8 protein-coding genes and 4 tRNA genes are annotated in these 17,421 nt (G+C 49.9%); 4 read left to right on the top strand and 8 right to left on the bottom strand.

What is annotated here, in order from left to right; genetic code table 11:
- Positions 1-2 precede the first annotated feature (2 nt).
- Positions 3-2,657, bottom strand: coding sequence for a sensor domain-containing phosphodiesterase (locus tag RC73_RS14880; RefSeq protein ID WP_052248223.1), 2,655 nt, complete (start codon positions 2,655-2,657; stop codon positions 3-5).
- A gap of 220 nt (positions 2,658-2,877) precedes the next feature.
- On the opposite strand from RC73_RS14880, the gene RC73_RS14885 reads away from it, so the two are divergent.
- The 4 genes from RC73_RS14885 (at position 2,878) to RC73_RS14900 (ending at position 3,420) form a co-directional block, all read left to right on the top strand.
- Positions 2,878-2,954 (top strand) — tRNA-Arg (locus RC73_RS14885).
- A 41-nt stretch (positions 2,955-2,995) separates the two neighbouring features.
- Positions 2,996-3,071: transfer RNA gene (locus tag RC73_RS14890), tRNA-His, on the top strand.
- A gap of 133 nt (positions 3,072-3,204) precedes the next feature.
- Positions 3,205-3,281, top strand: a tRNA-Pro gene (locus RC73_RS14895).
- Positions 3,282-3,343: 62 nt separating this feature from the next.
- Positions 3,344-3,420, top strand: a tRNA-Pro gene (locus tag RC73_RS14900).
- 344 nt (positions 3,421-3,764) lie between these two features.
- Here the strand turns inward: RC73_RS14900 and RC73_RS14905 are convergent.
- From RC73_RS14905 to RC73_RS14935, 7 genes are all read right to left on the bottom strand, one after another.
- Positions 3,765-5,684: a bifunctional diguanylate cyclase/phosphodiesterase gene (locus tag RC73_RS14905; protein WP_039035379.1), complete on the bottom strand. Its 1,920-nt coding sequence runs from the start codon at positions 5,682-5,684 to the stop codon at positions 3,765-3,767.
- Between the two features lie 8 nt (positions 5,685-5,692).
- On the bottom strand, positions 5,693-6,400 hold the full coding sequence (locus tag RC73_RS14910) for a transglutaminase-like cysteine peptidase (RefSeq protein WP_039035380.1): 708 nt from the start codon (positions 6,398-6,400) through the stop codon (positions 5,693-5,695).
- A 17-nt stretch (positions 6,401-6,417) separates the two neighbouring features.
- Positions 6,418-7,023, bottom strand: coding sequence for an OmpA family protein (locus RC73_RS14915; RefSeq protein ID WP_039035381.1), 606 nt, complete (start codon positions 7,021-7,023; stop codon positions 6,418-6,420).
- Positions 7,023-8,426 carry a TolC family outer membrane protein gene (locus RC73_RS14920; RefSeq protein ID WP_039035382.1) on the bottom strand — a complete coding sequence of 468 codons (1,404 nt, stop codon included), beginning with the start codon at positions 8,424-8,426 and terminating at the stop codon, positions 7,023-7,025. The genes RC73_RS14915 and RC73_RS14920 overlap by 1 nt, the downstream gene beginning before the upstream one ends.
- A gap of 33 nt (positions 8,427-8,459) precedes the next feature.
- Positions 8,460-9,842 (bottom strand): HlyD family type I secretion periplasmic adaptor subunit, encoded by a 1,383-nt coding sequence (locus RC73_RS14925; protein ID WP_039035383.1) that lies wholly within the window; start codon positions 9,840-9,842, stop codon positions 8,460-8,462.
- Between the two features lies 1 nt (position 9,843).
- Positions 9,844-12,015: a type I secretion system permease/ATPase gene (locus RC73_RS14930; RefSeq protein WP_039035384.1), complete on the bottom strand. Its 2,172-nt coding sequence runs from the start codon at positions 12,013-12,015 to the stop codon at positions 9,844-9,846.
- Between the two features lie 102 nt (positions 12,016-12,117).
- Positions 12,118-17,142 (bottom strand): type I secretion C-terminal target domain-containing protein, encoded by a 5,025-nt coding sequence (locus RC73_RS14935; RefSeq protein WP_039035385.1) that lies wholly within the window; start codon positions 17,140-17,142, stop codon positions 12,118-12,120.
- Between the last annotated feature and the right edge of the window lie 279 nt (positions 17,143-17,421).

Genomic DNA, 17,421 nt, shown 5'->3' on the forward strand with positions numbered 1-17,421 from the left:
GCTTAGGCGCAAACTTGGGTTGCCGTATCTATGGGCTTGGTGCTGTTACCCTTGCTGCTGACGGGGTTCAAGCGATTCCCAAGAGCTTGTCCCTGGCCTGAGTTAAAGCCCATTTGTGCCAGTTGCTGTTTCTGCTCTTGGGTATTGATACCATCCAATACCAGCTCAAGTTCCAATGCACCAGCACTTAGGTTTATCGCTTTGAGTAAACGCCTGTGATGTGGGCTTTGCAGATGCGACACCAGGCTGGCATCTAGTCTCAGTACGTTGACCGGCAGGAAGGATAGGCTGATCAAGGGACTGTAACCACTGCCGTAACCTGTGATCCCCAGAGTGACTTGCAAACGTTTAAGCACTTCAAAACCATTGATATGGTTTTCCAAATCCCGTGACAGAGATTGTTCGTGGAAAAACAAACATAGGTCGGTAAGCGGGAACTGACAGTTCCTTAGGCAGTTTTTCAGGCTGCGAAGTGCATGTTTATGCTTGAGGTGCTGGCTACAGATGGCCAGATGTAATTTGGTGCCTGAGTTGAGTTGCAGCTTGGGAAGTTCACTGTTCAGCGCTTCGATTGCATATCTGTCCAGCTCCAGTTGTAAGTTGGCTTGCTCTGCCAAATTGGCGAGCTGTTGTTGTTTGATTTTACCGTGTTGTGGATGGGGCCAATACAGACGCACATCCAGGGCTTGAAGCTGCCCGGTTTTAAGATCCTGCACTGGGAAGTAATCGAGCTGGATTTGCTGGGTGTCCAGGGCGGTTCTCAACTCATTTTCCAGGCTTACGTCTTGCATCAATTGCTGATGCGATTTTTCATCGAATACCACATAACAACCCTTGCCGCGGGTCTTGGCCATGTACATAGCAGTGTCGGCATCCCGCAAGATGGACTCACTGGTGTCATCCCTGTGATGGCCGCTGACGGCTATGCCGATGCTGGCGCCTGAGTTGAACTGTTTATCGGCTAGCTCATAAGGGCGTGACAGTTCCTTAAGGATCCGCTCTGCGACTTCTTTGGCATCGTCGGTTGTGCGTAATCCATCCAGCAAAATCACAAATTCATCTCCGCCCAGACGGGCGAGGGTGTCATTGTCGCGGATACAAAACTTGAGCCGACTGGCTGTTTCTACCAGAAACCTATCACCTTCCAGATGTCCTAGTGTGTCATTAATCAGCTTGAATCGGTCGAGATCGACGAACAAGAGTGCGAATTTATCTTGTAGATGACGGCGATTATGTTTAACGGCCTGGTTCAATCGCTCCATAAACATCAGCCTATTGGGCAGGCCTGTCAGGGCGTCGTGTTTGGCGTCGTGCAGCAGTTGTTGCTCAGCCTTACGGCGCTGGGAGATCTCTTTTTGCAACTCTTGGTTGGTGGTGGCCAGTTCACGGGTGCGTTCCAGAATCTTTTCTTCCAGTGCTTCGTTACTGCGTTTCAGTGCCTCTGTGGCCAGCTTACGTTCAATGGCTGTGGCGATATGCTGTGACACAAAGGTTAACAGTTCGAGATCCTTGAACTGGTAGTTCTGATGCATGCTGAAACTATAGATAGTTAGGGCACCGGCAATTTTGTCTTGAATAAATAACGGCACGCCGATCCACTGGTGCATGTTCTGTGTTTGATTCAGGTCAGGTGCCTTGCTGTAAATCTCTTTGGTGCACACCAGAGATTGGATATCGCTTTGATCCAGCAATACAGGACGTTTTAACCTGAGTAGGTATTCCACCAGTCCATCCATCAAGGGGCGACACTTGGGGGCGGTATCATTGAGTTGAGAAACATAGAAGGGAAAGTGCAGCTCAGTTGCGGTTTCATCCAGCAAGGCGATGTAACAGTTGTTGGCTGGTAGCAAATGGCAGAGAACCCGGTGCAGCTCGGTATAAAACTCGCGATCATCCAAGTTGGAGGAAGACAGTTCGGTTATCTCAAACAGGGACTTTTGTAGTCTCTCGGCTCGGCGTCTCTCATAAACTTCCTGTTTTAATCTACCATAGGCCTGGCTCAGCTCCTGGGTTCTTTGGCTGATGGCTTGTTCAAGTTGCTCATGATGCCGCAACCGTTCCATGACTCCTGCGATGTGATGGCTAATAAAAGCCATTAATTCAAACTCCATCTCGCCGTAGGAACTGGCTGGGTTGTAGCTTTGCACCACCAAGACACCAATAGCTCTGTCATTTTGTATTATGGGTACTCCAAGCCACTGATGACAGGATGACCCTAGAGCTATGATTTCGCCGGCATCGGCCAGTTGTTTTGCCTTATGTTCGTCACAAAGCAGGGGGGTGGCAGTTCGCAACACATAGCCGGTAAGGCCTTGCGTTAAAAGTTGGGATAACTCTTGTCCTGGATAGAGTTCGGAAGGGTGGGAGTCTTTTTCATCGGAGAAAAATGGTAGCTCAAGATGTTGTTTCTGGGCATCAAGCAGAGAGATATAAAAGTTGTCGGCAGGGATCAGTTGCTTAAGACATAGATGCATGCCCTGATAGAAGCCCTCCATAGAGGTAGCCTTGTTGGCAATATTGGAGATTTCCAGCAGTGCATTTTGGGTGGCTTCGGCTCGTTTATATTTGGCCGCCAGACGTTTGAGTCTGGCAACTCGTTTTTTCAGTCTTGAGATTTCCAGAGCCGAATTCTGATGGAAAGCGTCATCCCTAAACATGTTATCCGCCGAGGAACAAAATGATAATAGCTTTGTATGGTTTTTAATCAAAGGATAGAAATAACATGAAACATAGTATTATCCAAGTCAATTTTTTGGCTGGTGTCGGATATTTGTTGTACTGTTTCAGTCAAAACTTGAGCAAACAACCGAAAAAAAGCAAATCAGGTGTAGACGTGGGGGGGAAATCCACCTACTATATGCGGCGCTGACACGGCGGGCGCCCATAGCTCAGCTGGATAGAGCGCACCCCTCCGGAGGGTGAGGCCGAGGGTTCGAATCCTTCTGGGCGCACCAGTTTGATTCAAGCGTGCCAGTCAGTGAAAGAAATATCAGTGGTGATTGTAGCTCAGTTGGTAGAGCCCCGGATTGTGATTCCGGTTGTCGTGGGTTCAAGTCCCATCAGTCACCCCACTTCTTTCGTGAAGCGAGTCGGCTTCAAATCTTACGGTGATTAGCGCAGCCTGGTAGCGCATCCCGGTTTGGGAACCAGAGTGGAGCAGAGGGTGACCCTCTTCCTATCAAGGTACCCAATAAAGCAATATTTCGGTGATTAGCGCAGCCTGGTAGCGCATCTGCTTTGGGAGCAGAGGGTCAGAGGTTCGAATCCTCTATCACCGACCAAATTTGATTTATCTGACTTTACGTCGGGTAAAAGCTGGAAAGTATTCAGCAACACAGTATTTCGGTGATTAGCGCAGCCTGGTAGCGCATCTGCTTTGGGAGCAGAGGGTCAGAGGTTCGAATCCTCTATCACCGACCAAAACATTTAAGCCCCTGAGAAATCAGGGGCTTTTTGTTTTTATCTTCATAGTTTCGAACTTGTGATGACCTTTAAGATATTCTCATGGGTACAAGTGGAATTCAGTGATTAGTACAGCCTGGTAGCGTATCCTGACTTGGAAACCAGAGTGGAGCAGAGGGTCAGAGGGTCGCATCTTCTATCACCGATCAAAACATATAAGCCCTTGATAAATCAGGGTCTTTTGTTTTTTAGCATTTAAAGCCTTCCTGTTTTTATCCTCAAGGTGCGTGAGTATCTTGGAGCTTCCCTGTTTCGACGGCTTAGCCTAAAACAAAGGCTCCCCGAAGGGAGCCCTATATCTGTTATTCAACATTCACAGGTGGTGAAATAAAGCCTTGGTATGCTTGGGTCTTGAGTGGTGTAAAGCGCTCCAATTGCGCTTTTTCCTGGATGCCTGTCACTATCACATCGATTTCCAATCCTCGGGCTACGTTGACCAATGCCCGGCACAATTCGCTGTTGTGCTGATTTTCATCATATTGAGCAAAGGATTGGTCCAGCTTGACATAAGCCGGCCGCAGGCTTTGCAGATAAGACATGGAGCCGAACTGACGGCCGAAGTGGTCTATCCCTATGCTGGCGCCATTGTCGCGAATTATGGTGCACAGCGCCTGGCAGGCGTCAATATCGGTATAGATGGCGGCTTCAGGTAACTCAAAGGCCAACCGGCTTGCGTGGCGGCTGTTACGCAGGAAGTGATTGAGCCATTCGTGGAACTTGGGATCGCTGATGCTGTGATGGGTCAGGTTAACCGCAATGGCTTCGGCATTCTTCTCCAACAACTCATCTTCACTGATCTTTTCAATAAGGCAGCGGTCGAGCAAGCTACCCAGAGACAATAGCTCGACATAAGGCATGAACTGGCCTGCATGCACCAGTTTGTCACCTATTTGCAACTGACAGAAAAGTTCCCGCTGCAGTATATTGTCAGATCCTTGATAGTGCACAGCTTGCCAACGGAAACGGAATTGTTTGCGGTTAATTGCGTCGGTAAGCTTATCGCGCCACTTCTCACGACTGAACAACTGCTGTTCGTTGGTCTCCAACCAGTGATAAACCTTGCCTTCCTTGAGGGCGATTTGCAGGGCGTTATCCGAGCGCGCCAGCAGCTCGGAACTGGTCATCTGCCCGATACGTTCGGCAATACCTATGGCGTAATCTTCATTGGGTTTACAACCCGCCTTGACCATTTCCTGGTTGGTTGTACGGATCAGGGTTTGTAGATACTTACTCAATTGTTCACGTTCAACATTGGTGATCAAGAAAGCAAATTCATAGGCGGCGATACGGGCAATGACAGATTCACAGATTTCGCCCAACTCATGCTGCAGTTTTTCTGAAAGCAGCTTGATGGTTTCGTCCCGTACCTGATAGCCATACTTGCTGTGGACTTCTTCGAGCCAGTCGAACTTGACCATCATCAGAGCGCCGCTGCCGGGTTCACCTAGCCAACCGCCAACGCGGCCCATCATATACTGACGATTAGGCAGGTTGGATACCTGATCCACCAGATTCTTTTTCCTGAGTGCAGTGACTTCTTCATCCAGAGAACTGAAAATTTTCTTCAGCTGGGCTGACATGCTGTTAAAGGCGTTGACTACATCCCTGAGTTCCAGGGTTTTAGGCAGCGGCATATCCGGGCCAAATTCCCGTTTGGCAATGCTTTTAGCGTGTTCGGCAATGGAGTGCAGCGGGCTGAGGATCCATGTCAGGCCCAGGCGTGCAAACAATATGGCGACCAAAAATAGAATTGAAAAGGCTATTAAGGTATGGCTCATAATGCGCCACAGTTCGTGGTAACCAAACCCAGGGTGTGCGGTAATTTCCAGTTTGGCCAGTTGCAGCCAACCTGAAGTAATGGTGCTTTCTTTACGCAAAGGGGTAAAGATCCCCAGATTGATAAACCATTGGGGAACATCTTCGATGCGGATATTGTTATTCCAGACCTGCTGTTTGCCATCAACCAGCCAAGTTAGCTTCACCTGTTGGTAATAGCCTCCCTCGAAGATGACATTAACCATGGTTTCTGCGGTGGCGAGATCACCGGCCTCCAGTGATGGAACCAACATCAATCCCAATGAATGGCTGACATTATTGAGGTCCGACTCCATCTGCTCGGTTAGAAAGTTCTGGGTCTCATTGAATTGCACATAGCCCACACTGGCGACAACCAAGAGAAACAGCCCAAACAGTAACGAGTATATCTGTCGAAACAGTGTCATTGCTGTAGCTACTCCAGTTTTAATTTTGGCTGACGCAAGCGATCAGCCCCTAATCTGTGTCTCAGATCATTCCACTTTTCCAAGCGAGCGGATGATCCTGCTAATACACCGCGTCCTTTCTCTTTGTTTAGCCACAATTGTTTACCGTTAAAGCTGTATACCGGGATCAGATCTCCACGTTGTGTTGCCGGTTTGAGCTCGCGGTCCAGATTGTCCAGAATAAGAGGGACAGAGGAGGGCGTCTCATAATAGGCCAGCACCATATGGTACTGATTAACACTGGTTGCTTTAACCATAGTGATGCGCATCTTGTCTTCAGGGATGCCCAACTGCAGCAGTGTGAAGTATTTGGCGATGGAGAAGTCTTCACAGTCACCGCCATTTACTCCGATAAACTCCAAAGGGGTGGCCCAGTAATTAGCCATCCCCCAGAGTTTGCTATCATCTACAAAGCGAAACAGGTTAAAGAAGTTGTTTACCTTGGTGATTTTTCCCATATCGTCCAACCCTTGCGCCTCGTCCAGTATCTTGAACCAGGCTCTGGCCCTGAGGCCTGCCCGCTCGCCATAACGTGATTCCAGCGTTTTGGTAATGCTGTTGGCGTCTAGCTGTTGGGTGGATGCGGCGTACAGGCATGACACGGCCAGAGTCGATGCCAGTACTGTGTAATGGCAGACCCTTCTGAGCAGTGAATACTGGTTGAGCCTGCCTGTCATATGGGGATATCAAGGTCCTATTTCACTTCTTGATCCACAGTGTAGATGTTCCACTTCATATCGGCCATAGTATCCTCGCCTGTTACCTCGGCGATAACCCGGCGGTTACGTTTGTGGGCCAACTGAGTGTCTGTTGGATCTACAGGTTTATCATAGCTGTAACCTACTGCGGTTAGTCTATCGGCGGTAATGCCGAATTGATCTTTCAGCACTTTGGTTACGGCATTTGCCCGATTTTGCGATAGCTTCAGGTTGTGATCATAGCTACCGGTACGGCTACAGTGCCCTTCGATGGTCACCTTGGTGCTGGGATATTGCTTCATAAAGTCAGCAATGACACCAATTTGATCATAATACTGAGGATCTATGTAGAAGGAATCGTTGGCAAAAAGTATCTTCAACTCGGAGCGTTCATTGATAGGCTTGATCTTACCACAACCATAATTATCAATGTTGGCACCTTCGACAGTGCCTGAGCAGCGTTCACGGGCTTCAATAACACCGTCTCTGTCATGATCATTGAGGTCGTTGACCTGAGCCGTCGGTTGATCCATGGATACAGTGTCACGCATTGAGCAACCCGCCAGTATGGCGACGCTAAGCAGAGTGATAAAGAGTTTCATTATTTAACTCCTCCTTCATATTCACGCTCCCCTTTCCATACATCGGGGCGAGTGACTCTAAGCGAGTCGAGTAGTTGTCCTGTGGCATTGAGTACGCGGTATTTGGCAATCACTTCGTCATACTCGGCGGTCAGATAGTCTTTCCTGGCTTCAAACAGTTCATTCTCGGTATCCAGCAAGTCGAGCAGGGTACGCTGACCCAGGTTGAATTGCTGTGAGTAGGCGACTTGAGTGTCCTTGGCTGCAATGACATGATCGCGAATATATTGCTTCTGTGGTCCCAGGAACTCGTATGCGTTCCAGGCAAGGTTGGCGCCTTCAACCACTTCACGATAGGCGCGCTCACGGATCTCCTTCGCTTCACCTATCTTGTAGCTGGCTTCTTTTTCACGGGCTAAATCACGGCCACCAGCGAACAGGTTGTAACGCACTCTCACCATGGCAAGAATGTCATTGTTGTGGCCACCGACATTTTGGCTGGCGATCCGGCTAAAGCCGTCTTCACCGTCCAGGTTGTTGTTCATGTTACCTTCTACTTCCAGCGTGATCTTGGGGTAGTAGTTGGATTGAGCCGAAGACTTCTCATATTCGGCGGCGCGGATATCACTGGCGGCCGATTTGAGAATGGGATGGTGCTCCTGGGCCATCTTGATACTGGAGTCTACGTCCGCCGGCAACATATCGGCATCCGGAACCGGTACTATCAGGTCTTCCGGTTGCTGATGAGTAATGCGGAAAAACTGACTCTTGGCATCGAGGAAGTTATTGCGTGCAGACACTACGTTGGCATTGGCGCGAGCTAGACGACCCGTGATTTGTGACAGATCCGCGGTAGAGCCCAAGCCCGAATCGGTACGTTGCTTGATCTGCTCGTAGATGTCCTGGTGGCTCTTGAGGTTTTTCTCTGCCAGCGTCAACACCTGCTCGCTACGTATATAGTTGATATAGACCTTGGCAACATCCAGCGCCATATCTTCAGCAGCGGCAAACAGCGCCCATTGATCGGCACTGGCTTCGAAGCTGTACCTGTCGACTTCACTGCTGGTAAAGAAGCCGTCGAACAGCATCTGCTTGATGCTGACACCGAATTCGCCCCGTTTTAGTTCAATTTCATCATCCGTGGTGCCGGCCAAACGGCGGCGGGTAGCCGGACTGTCAGTGTATTCATAGCCATAACCACCGGTAATATCTACCGTTGGCATGTAACCGGCTATCGCCTGGTTTACCTGCTCTTCACGAGCTTTGAAACGGTTAAAGGCAAGTCGTAGTTCCGGGTTGGTATCCAATGTTTGCGCTACGGCTTGTTCCAGGGTCTGACTAAACCCTGCCGTGGGCAACATCAGCCCGGTAATCGCCAGTGCCAAGGCACTGGGTTTCACCAGCCGAGTAACTTTCTTGTTCATGCTAAACCCTCCAGGTTTATTGTGACTATGAGCCTAGCGTTCTCTTAACGCTGTTTCTTTGGCTCTTAGAATGGGATTAAGTATGTACTCAAGGACAGTTCTTTTCCCGGTAATTACGTCAACAGAGGTCAACATGCCGGGAATAATGGGCATCTCAGTGCCATCGTCTTTAATTAAGCTGGACTCTTCGGTCCGCACTTTTACCAAATAAAAGCTGTTGCCCTCTTCATCCTGAGTGGTATCTGCACTTATCTGTTCCACTGTGCCTTTTAACCCGCCGTAACGGGTAAAATCATAGGCAGTAACCTTAACTATGGCGGGCAGCCCCGGATGCAGGAAAGCGATATCCTTTGGCAAAATTCGGGTTTCGATCAGCAGTTGGTCTTCGGAAGGGACTATCTCCATGATATCGATACCAGGTTGGACTACTCCTCCAAGTGTGTTGATATTTATGGTTTTAATGGTTCCGTTGACCGGTGAGGTGATAACGGCTTTGCTGACTTTATCCTTGGTGCCTACCTGGGCTTCATTCATGCGTGCCAGCTTGGCCTGCATCTCATTCAGTTGTGCGCGGGAATCGGCGGCATAAACCAATACCGCTTCCCGACGCTTGAGAATCGCCTCATCCATGTTGGCCTTGAGTTTGGGACGCATCACCCTGAGGGTCGCCAGCTCGCCTTGAATGTCGTTAACTGTACGTTCCAGTTTCAAGAGTTCCACCTCGGGCACTATGCCTTTTTGTGCCAAAGGTTTGGTCAGTTCCAGTTCACGGCTGACCAAGCGGTAACTGGTGCTCAAGGTGCCGATTTTCGAGGTTAACTCTTCGGTTTCCTGTTGCCGCTGTTGAATTTGTCTTGCCTGGATCTCCACTTGGTTGCTGAGGTTATCCAGGCGTCCGGCGTATTCTTCCTGCTGGCGCTTGACCAGTTCGGGTTCTTTTTCTGTCAACTCGGCAGGAAATACCAGCGGGATCTTAGTGATTTTGAGCTGTTCGCGCCAGTCGTTGGTCATATCCGAGATAAAGATGCTATTCAGTTCGGCCTGAAGGCGAATAACATTGGCCTGCAGGCTATAGACCTCTTGCTCCTGCTGGGCGGCATCGGAACGAAAACGGGTATCGTCTATGCGTACCAAGGGCTCACCTTGTTTGACCAGCATGCCTTCCTGAACGTACATCTCTTTCAAAATGCCGCCATCCAGACTTTGGATGACCTGTACCTGGGAAGAGGGGATCACTTTACCCGTGCCTTTGGTAACTCGGTCGAGGGATGCAAAATAGGCCCAGGTGAGGAAGCAGAGTATCATCGCCGCCAGCGACCAGATAATCAATCTGTGGCTGGTGGGTGCATCTGTCATCATGGCGCCGTAGACATCGTCTACCATTTCCAAGTCATCAGAAGTCAGGTGCTTATTCATATTACTTGCCTCCAGCCATCAGCCCTTGGTTGAGCTTTTCGAGCACCTTGTCTTTGGGACCATCGGCAATGATGTGGCCTCTATCCATCACTATGATGCGATCCACCAGATTCAGCAGGTGCATCTTATGGGTGATGATCAGTAAGGTTCTGTCGCGGCTGACATTATGCATCGAGCGCATGAATTGCTTCTCGGCTCTGGCATCCAAGCTGGCTGTGGGTTCATCCATCAACAGCACTGGTGGGTCATTGAGTATGGCTCTGGCCAAGGCCACTGTTTGACGCTGTCCTCTGGACAGCGAATGGCCGCCTTCACCTACCTGTTGATCCAGGCCTTCTGATTCCAAGTCGGTAAACAGGTTGACTCCGGAGAGCTGTACGGCTCGGATCAACTGATGTTCTGTGACCTGACGGGTGCCGAAGAGAATATTGTCCCGAACCGAACCGTGGAACAGGGTGACATCCTGTGGCAGATAGCCGAAGTTACGGCGTAGATCGCTCGGGTGGATCTGGGCGCTATCTATGCCATCGTATCTTAGGCTACCGTTGCTGGGTTTAAACAGTCCAACCAACAGCTTGGCCAGAGTACTCTTGCCGCTGCCGTTACGGCCGATAATGGCTATCCGCTCGCCGGGACGGATCCTCAAGGCGAAGGGGTGCAATACAGGTTTTTCCGAGCCGGGGTAGCTGAAGCTGAGGTCGTCGGCTTCTATCTTGCCCATCAATCGTTGTTTGCTGACAAGGTGGCCTTTGTTTTCAAATTCATCTTCCTGGGTCATTATCTGATCCAGCTGTCTCAGCGCGCTGGCAGTTTGGTTGGCTCGGGTCATTAAATTAGCCAGCTGTGCCATAGGCGCAACGGCCCTACTGGCAAGCATCACAGCAGCAATGATCCCACCCATGGATATATCATTATCGGCAACCCGGTAAACCCCTAGAATAACGACACTGACGACGGTCAGCTGCACCACAAAGTTGGCGACATTGGCCACTGAGTTGGAGAGCTTTTTCGAGCGCAACTGCCAATTGGCTGTGTGACCTATCATCTGCTGCCAGGCTTTCTGTACCAGGCCTTCTGCCCCATAGGATTTAATGGATTCCAGAGAGGCGAGACTTTCGATCAAGTGGCCATGCTTGAGGCTGGCAAATTTATTGCTTTCCTCAATAGCGGTCTTGAGCCTGGGTTGGACAATCAAGGTATAGCCGATGATGATGAGGCTAGCGACAAGGGGGATTAGCGCCAGATCGCCTGCGACCAGATAGATAATCAACACAAACAATAATGCAAAGGGTAGATCAACCAGCGTGGTTATTGTTGCCGAGGTGAGGATCTCCCTGATGCTGTCAAACTCACCCAGCTGACGCGCCATACCACCGACACTGGCCGAGCGGTTTTCGAGGGGAATGCCGATTGCCTTATAGAACAGTCGCGATGAGACTATGATGTCGACTTTCTTACCGGCAACATCGATAAGGTAACTTCTCAGCTGCCTCATGACCAAATCAAACAGATAAGCAATACCGGCTCCGATAGCCAGAACCCACAGTGATTCGAACGCCAGGTTGGGCACCACTTTATCGTAGACGTTCATGATAAACAGCGGTGAAACCAGGGCAAACAAGTTCACCAGGATTGAGGCAATCAGTGCATCACGATAGATGGGGGCCGAGTCTTTAATGGTTTGCAGTAGCCAGTGTTTACTGTGGTCATGATGATAGACATCAAATCCCATATCGCCACGGTACTGTTGTTTCACCAGAAACAGATAGCCTACATAGAGGGTTTCCAACTCTTCTATAGATAGGCGTTGTTCGCCGCCGGTTTCCGGCAGTTGGATCACCGCATGTTGTTGTTCCAGATCCAGTTCGCGCAGGATGCAAGCTTTCTTGTCTTTCAAAAGCAAAATACAAGGAAGCTGAATGGCAGTAACCTGATTCAAGCCTTTACGGGAAAGCTTTGCCGTCAGACCGGCCCTGGCAGCAGCCTGTGGCACCAGTTCCGGTGACAAAATGGCTGAAGACAAGGGGAGGCCTGCCGCCAGAGACTCGCTGGAACAGGGGCTGCCGAAGTATTCTGTCAATAGAACCAGGCTATCGAGCAGAGGGTCTACAGTGACTCGCTGGGAAGCCGAGATAGTCCATTGTTCAGGTTTAGGTGAAGCGGATGCGGTCACAGAACGACTTATCCTTTCGTTTTATATGATTAATTCTAGTATCAGCCATGCCGGCCTATATTGCGAATTGCAATATAGGCCGGCCTTCAAATCAAAGAGCTTTTAATACACTTCGTCTGGTTTTGACTGCTCCAGCCCAGAAGAACTACTCTGGCTGACATAGGAAGCACCTGGATTGGCCGATTGAGTATCGACAAGCAGAGGACCATCGCCGTTACTTCCCAGCAGGCCATTGATAATGTCGCTTTCATCACTGCCGTATTCCGCAAACAGGTCGACACCGTCGAGCACTATATGCTGATCGAATTCACCGTCCAGATCCGCATCGATAGAGATGGTGGTATTGCCATCAGCAACACTGAACTGGAAATATTGCTCCAGTGAGTTGTGCTCTTCACCCAACAGTAGCTCACTGAGATCCAGCTTATCTTTGTTGAGTTCAAAGTCAGTGATGTGGTCGGTGCCGGTTTCTCCTGCTTTCCAGCTGAAGGTATCTACGCCTTGACCACCAGTGAGCCAATCATCACCATTGCCGCCAACCAGCAGGTCGTTGCCATTACCACCGAACAGCATGTCATTACCATTGTCGCCGTAGAGTTCATCATTACCGCCTTGGCCAAAGAGGATATCGCTGCCCTCGCCGCCGCGGATGATGTCACCCATATCATTAATGCCTGACTTATCAAACAGGTTAGGATGCTCGCTGATATAGCCGTGAATTTCAGCATCGGTTGCATCGCTTTGGCCCAACTCGCCGGCAATAAAGGCTTTGAGTGCGCTGTAACCCTGGCCTTGAATGCCATCAAAGCGAATCACATCACCGAAGATGATGTCGTTACCCGCACCGCCATCCAAGGTATCTGAGCCAGGTATATCGGTGATTTCATTGCCGAGAATAGCCTCGGCTAGTTCATCGGCAGAGACATTGGTTTGGACATTTCCATCACTGTCAAACTGTTGCAATGTGCCAGTCGAAATATTGTTACCTATCCCTATGGCTTGCACAATGACATCATTGCCTGTCAGTAATGGCAGGGCACTTAGGGCGTTTTGCAATGCCCAGTAATTACCATTGAGGGTGCTTGATATCTCGTAAGTACCGTCCCCTTGCGCCCGAATATGACCAATATAATTCGGACTCCAATCCCCTCTATCTTTGCTCCATTGATAAAGGTTACCGTCGGCATCTATGATTAGTCTCGCTTCTCCTCCGATATTGGCGTAAAACTCCTCACCCAGAGTAAAGTTATTGACGTTGACCAAGTCATCCAGAGTCTCGCCAGTCTTTCGATTGACTATCGGGTTGGTATCCTCATAGTACTGATAGACAGATGGCGCGCCATCCGTGATAAAGAATGCCAGATTCTCAGCGTTACTGTTGGCAAGAGCCGTATCGCTGTGGAACCAGTTGGCCGTTGTCTTGATAACATCTTCATAGTTGGTGCCACCACCGGTCCAATAAGCTCCATCCATGCTATCGATAACGGTTTGGAGCTTACTCAGGGCATCTGGATCTCCCAGGTCGACGCTGACTGACAAATTAGCTTGAGAGTCGAAATCGGTCAGGAATATGTTAACTGTGCCGGCATTATCTGAATCGGCGCTGGCTTTGAGTGTCTCAAATACTTGAGCCAACTGAAGTTTCATCGCCTCCATAGCCCTATATCCAATACTTCCTGAGCTATCGACCATAAAGGCGATATTGTAATCCTGCCCGGGAACCACGACTGAGCCATCCAGGTCGCCGATAACGATATCTTCGGCGTTACCCAAATTGAGCGTTTGAGCGCCTGGGCCCGCTTCAGTGACCTGATAGTTAAATACAGGCACCACAGCGATATTGCCGCTGTAAGTGTCACCATCGGCATCGGTTACCGTGACCGCAAAGTCCAGGTCGCCGTCTTCGGTGCCCTGCATCGTCTGGTACTGATAGAAGTCCCAGTGACCCGTGCCAGGGGTGAATTCCAGCTTAAAGACCAAGTCGCCCGAGTCTGTTTGACCCAGCAAAGTATTGCCTGAAAGGGTCACTTCAACGGCTTCCCCGTCGGCGGTCACCAGGGATGTGTCGGTCACACCTGCCAATGCAAGGCTGCCTTGGCCATCAGCGCCCCATTGGGCCGTTACTTCACCTGAGGCATAGGCGATTGCCGGGGCGTCGCCTGTGCCAGTGAACTCTAAGGATTTGATGGTGAAGTCACTGTTGTCTTCATGGCTGGGAGCTTTACCGTTGTCGGTTGCCTTGATAACAACTCTATCAAAGCCGCCATCCTGCACGTTAAAGTCAGCCGCATAGTCACCGTTGCTTTTATCCGAGCTGAAAGTTTGGCTGGATATCAGTTGGCCATCACGCCAGAACTCAACCACACCGCTTTCAAGCTCACCTCCAAAGATATTGGCAAACTCTATCTTCATGCCGAACGCCAGGGTATTGGGGTCCAGATCTATGATGATCTCTTCAGAAACCCCAGTGCCATCGGCAAATACCCGGAAATCTATTTCGTTATCTATGTTGTGGTATGGCGAGCCAACACTGGCAACCCCTATGCCTGAACTACTGCTGTTAATGTTTGCAGAGGTCAGAGTGTGATCGGTAGATGAGGTGAAACCTCTGGCCGTGATGGTGAAACCATCAAAGTTCAGTTGCCCTCTATCATCAGTGTCACCGGTCAGATTGAAGGCACCGACCAGGGTGTCCGGGATATCGGTTGCCGTAGCCGTTACCGGTGCGGTATCCGGCATGTAAGGCGCATCATCTTCAACGCTGACCACGAAGCTGCCGGAGACAGTACCGCCATTGCCGTCATTGACACTGACACCAAAGGTCAGATCTTTAACATCTTCAATGCTGGTATCTGGGTGATCTATTGGTCCCAACAGCTTGACCTGATAGTCCCAATCACCACTGCCATTACCCGCTGGCGGTGTCAGTACCACAGACATTACTGCAAGGTTACCTACAGAGCCTGTCAGTGTGTGAGTCGCTGCGTCCCACTGCCAGGTAACTGTCTGGCCACCTGAGGTGATACCACTTGGTGGTGTCAGGCTAACAGTCAGTGCATCAGCATCCACATCCTGAAGCTGGATAGTGCCATTTGCAGTGGTACTGTCAGTGGTATCGCTGCTGCCGTTTGAATCCGGCAGGCCATTGGTCAAGCCTTCCTCAGAGACAACGGCATTGGTTGTGGTAACGATAATCGGAGCGTCGTTGACACTGTTGACCTCGATAGTCAGGGTCGCAGTATCACCATTGTTGGTCACATAGGTGATAACGGGCACAGTACCGTTCCAGTTGGCTTCCGGAGTGAAGGTATAACTACCATTCAGGTTGATAACCAGAGTGCCACCTTCAACCGAGACTTCTTCTCCTGCGCTGTAGACTTGGCTATCCCCGGCTACAGTAAAGCTCGCCAACTCAAGGTCTTGGCCATTGTTTAGTTCACCTGTGTCATTGTCAAAAATGTTGCCGCTTGCCAGCTGATCTTCATTGATTTCCTGGTAATCATCCACAGCAGCCGTGTACTTCTCGACTTTAACATCCAGAGTCGATACAGCGGTTTGGTTGCTGTTATCTGTACCAACAATCTCAATACCTGAAATCTTCAGCGAGTCGACATCTATACTATGAGGCAGATTCCCTATCAGCTCGGCGTTGACTATGATATTGCCTTCACTGCCAGCCGCTATGGCAGACCAATCCAGGCTTATCTTCAATACATCTTTGTTGGGGCCATTACCCGGCATTGAAGCTATCAGATACTCACCCTCAAGGCGCCAGCTCAATGGGAAGTTTTCTCTTATCCCTTCCACTCTAATACCGCTGAAGTCACCATTTTGATAGTTGAAGCCGAAGTCTGAAAGTTCACTGTCACCGGCCTTGAAGCGCAGCGATTGTTGATCTGTATCCAGGTTGTCATCCTGCAAACCAAATTCATCCAGACTGGCCAGTGCATGGGAGATAATAGCGACTGGTGCGCCTCCTGGTGCATCCAGGTGAATATCCAGATTACCAGTGGTCTGGTCGCCGTCACTGTCGGTGACTACAACCTCAAAGTCCAGATCCAGAGGCTCTGTTGAGCTGACGATCTCCTGAGCGGTTGTGCCGGTCAGTTGGAACTTGGCACCGTCAGGCGTTACAGCACTCAACTCGATATAGGCGATAGCGCCCAAATCACTGATAATTTCGTTGGGGCCGATTTCGCCTTCACCCAACAGTTGGCCATTGGCGTCATAGGCCTTGTAGTGCACCAGCATAGGGTCGTTATTACCGACGTTGAAGTTAAAGCTGGCACTGGCTACTGTGTCTGCATAGTCAACGATAAGGGTCTCACCACCGGAAACCCAAGGGTTAGCCACCCCAAAGCCGTTATCTGTACCATTGACGTCGGCCAAGTCCCCGTTGCCATCACGGCCATAAAGTGTGAAAGCAACTTCGGCATCAGAGGGCACTTTGCTTGGATCGTTGTAAATGTCGTAGGCACCGGTAGCATTGTCATAAGTGACATACACAGTGCCACTGATACCGCCTTTACCTCCAACCAGTGCGCCGATGTCGATCTCTTTCAGCTTATCTATGCTCTGTAGTATATCCAGCTGATAGCTGTCGCTGTTTGGATCTGTGCTGAGAGTAAAAATCAGCGTCTGATCAGGGTTAGATGCATCATAGGCCGTAGCAGGGCTTTCATCGCTTGTATAAGCGAACAGTTGATCCGGGTTGTTTGGATCGACAAAGAAGAAGACTGTTTTGCCTCCGGCCGTGATATCAGACTCGCCAAAGTAGGTTTGAGAACCAGCATCCCAGCCGTTTACGTTGCCGCTGAGATCGGAGGTGTAAGCTTGATCTACCCCACTGGTATCAAGCGTACCGATATAAGTATCAGGAGCATTGGTACCATTCAGAGGACCAGCAATCAGAACGACCTCATCATCCGCTACAGTAAGGTTAACTGTGCCGCTGGCACTATTATTGAGCGAATCGACAGCGTTAATAACAATGCCTGTGATATTGATTGAATCGATATCAACAGGAACACTCCCATGTTGTAAGTTATCCAGCAAAGTTGCAGTGACACTGACATTACCTGTTTGACCTGAGCCAATAACGCCACCATTAAGTGATAAAACAATCATTGGTGTACCGTCAATGCTTCCTACCAAGTCTCCGGAGCTGCTATCGACGAGCCAGGTAATATTCCCATCCAAACCGCTGACAGTAATTCCTGAAGTTGGACCAAACGTGAAGTCGATGATATCGGCCGCACCACTAGCTGTGAATGTAAGGAATGAACTATCAGTGTCATGATTATCTCCAACAGTATCAGCATCTTGCAAAGATAGGTTAATACTGCCTCCTCCGAGAATGTCATTGTCGGTGATCTGGGCGGTGCCCGTCACCGTGCCATTCGCGCC

The sequence above is a fragment of the Shewanella sp. ECSMB14102 genome (genome assembly GCF_000813075.1).
GTDB lineage: Bacteria > Pseudomonadota > Gammaproteobacteria > Enterobacterales > Shewanellaceae > Shewanella > Shewanella indica.

What these genes read in the sequence shown, in the direction of transcription:
- RC73_RS14920 (WP_039035382.1), bottom strand. Translation starts at nt 8,426, where the DNA reads ATGAACAAGAAAGTTACTCGGCTGGTGAAACCCAGTGCCTTGGCACTG.
- RC73_RS14925 (WP_039035383.1), bottom strand. Translation starts at nt 9,842, where the DNA reads ATGAATAAGCACCTGACTTCTGATGACTTGGAAATGGTAGACGATGTC.
- RC73_RS14905 (WP_039035379.1), bottom strand. Translation starts at nt 5,684, where the DNA reads ATGACACTGTTTCGACAGATATACTCGTTACTGTTTGGGCTGTTTCTC.
- RC73_RS14880 (WP_052248223.1), bottom strand. Translation starts at nt 2,657, where the DNA reads ATGTTTAGGGATGACGCTTTCCATCAGAATTCGGCTCTGGAAATCTCA.
- RC73_RS14915 (WP_039035381.1), bottom strand. Translation starts at nt 7,023, where the DNA reads ATGAAACTCTTTATCACTCTGCTTAGCGTCGCCATACTGGCGGGTTGC.
- RC73_RS14910 (WP_039035380.1), bottom strand. Translation starts at nt 6,400, where the DNA reads ATGACAGGCAGGCTCAACCAGTATTCACTGCTCAGAAGGGTCTGCCAT.
- RC73_RS14935 (WP_039035385.1), bottom strand. Translation starts at nt 17,142, where the DNA reads ATGATTGTTTTATCACTTAATGGTGGCGTTATTGGCTCAGGTCAAACA.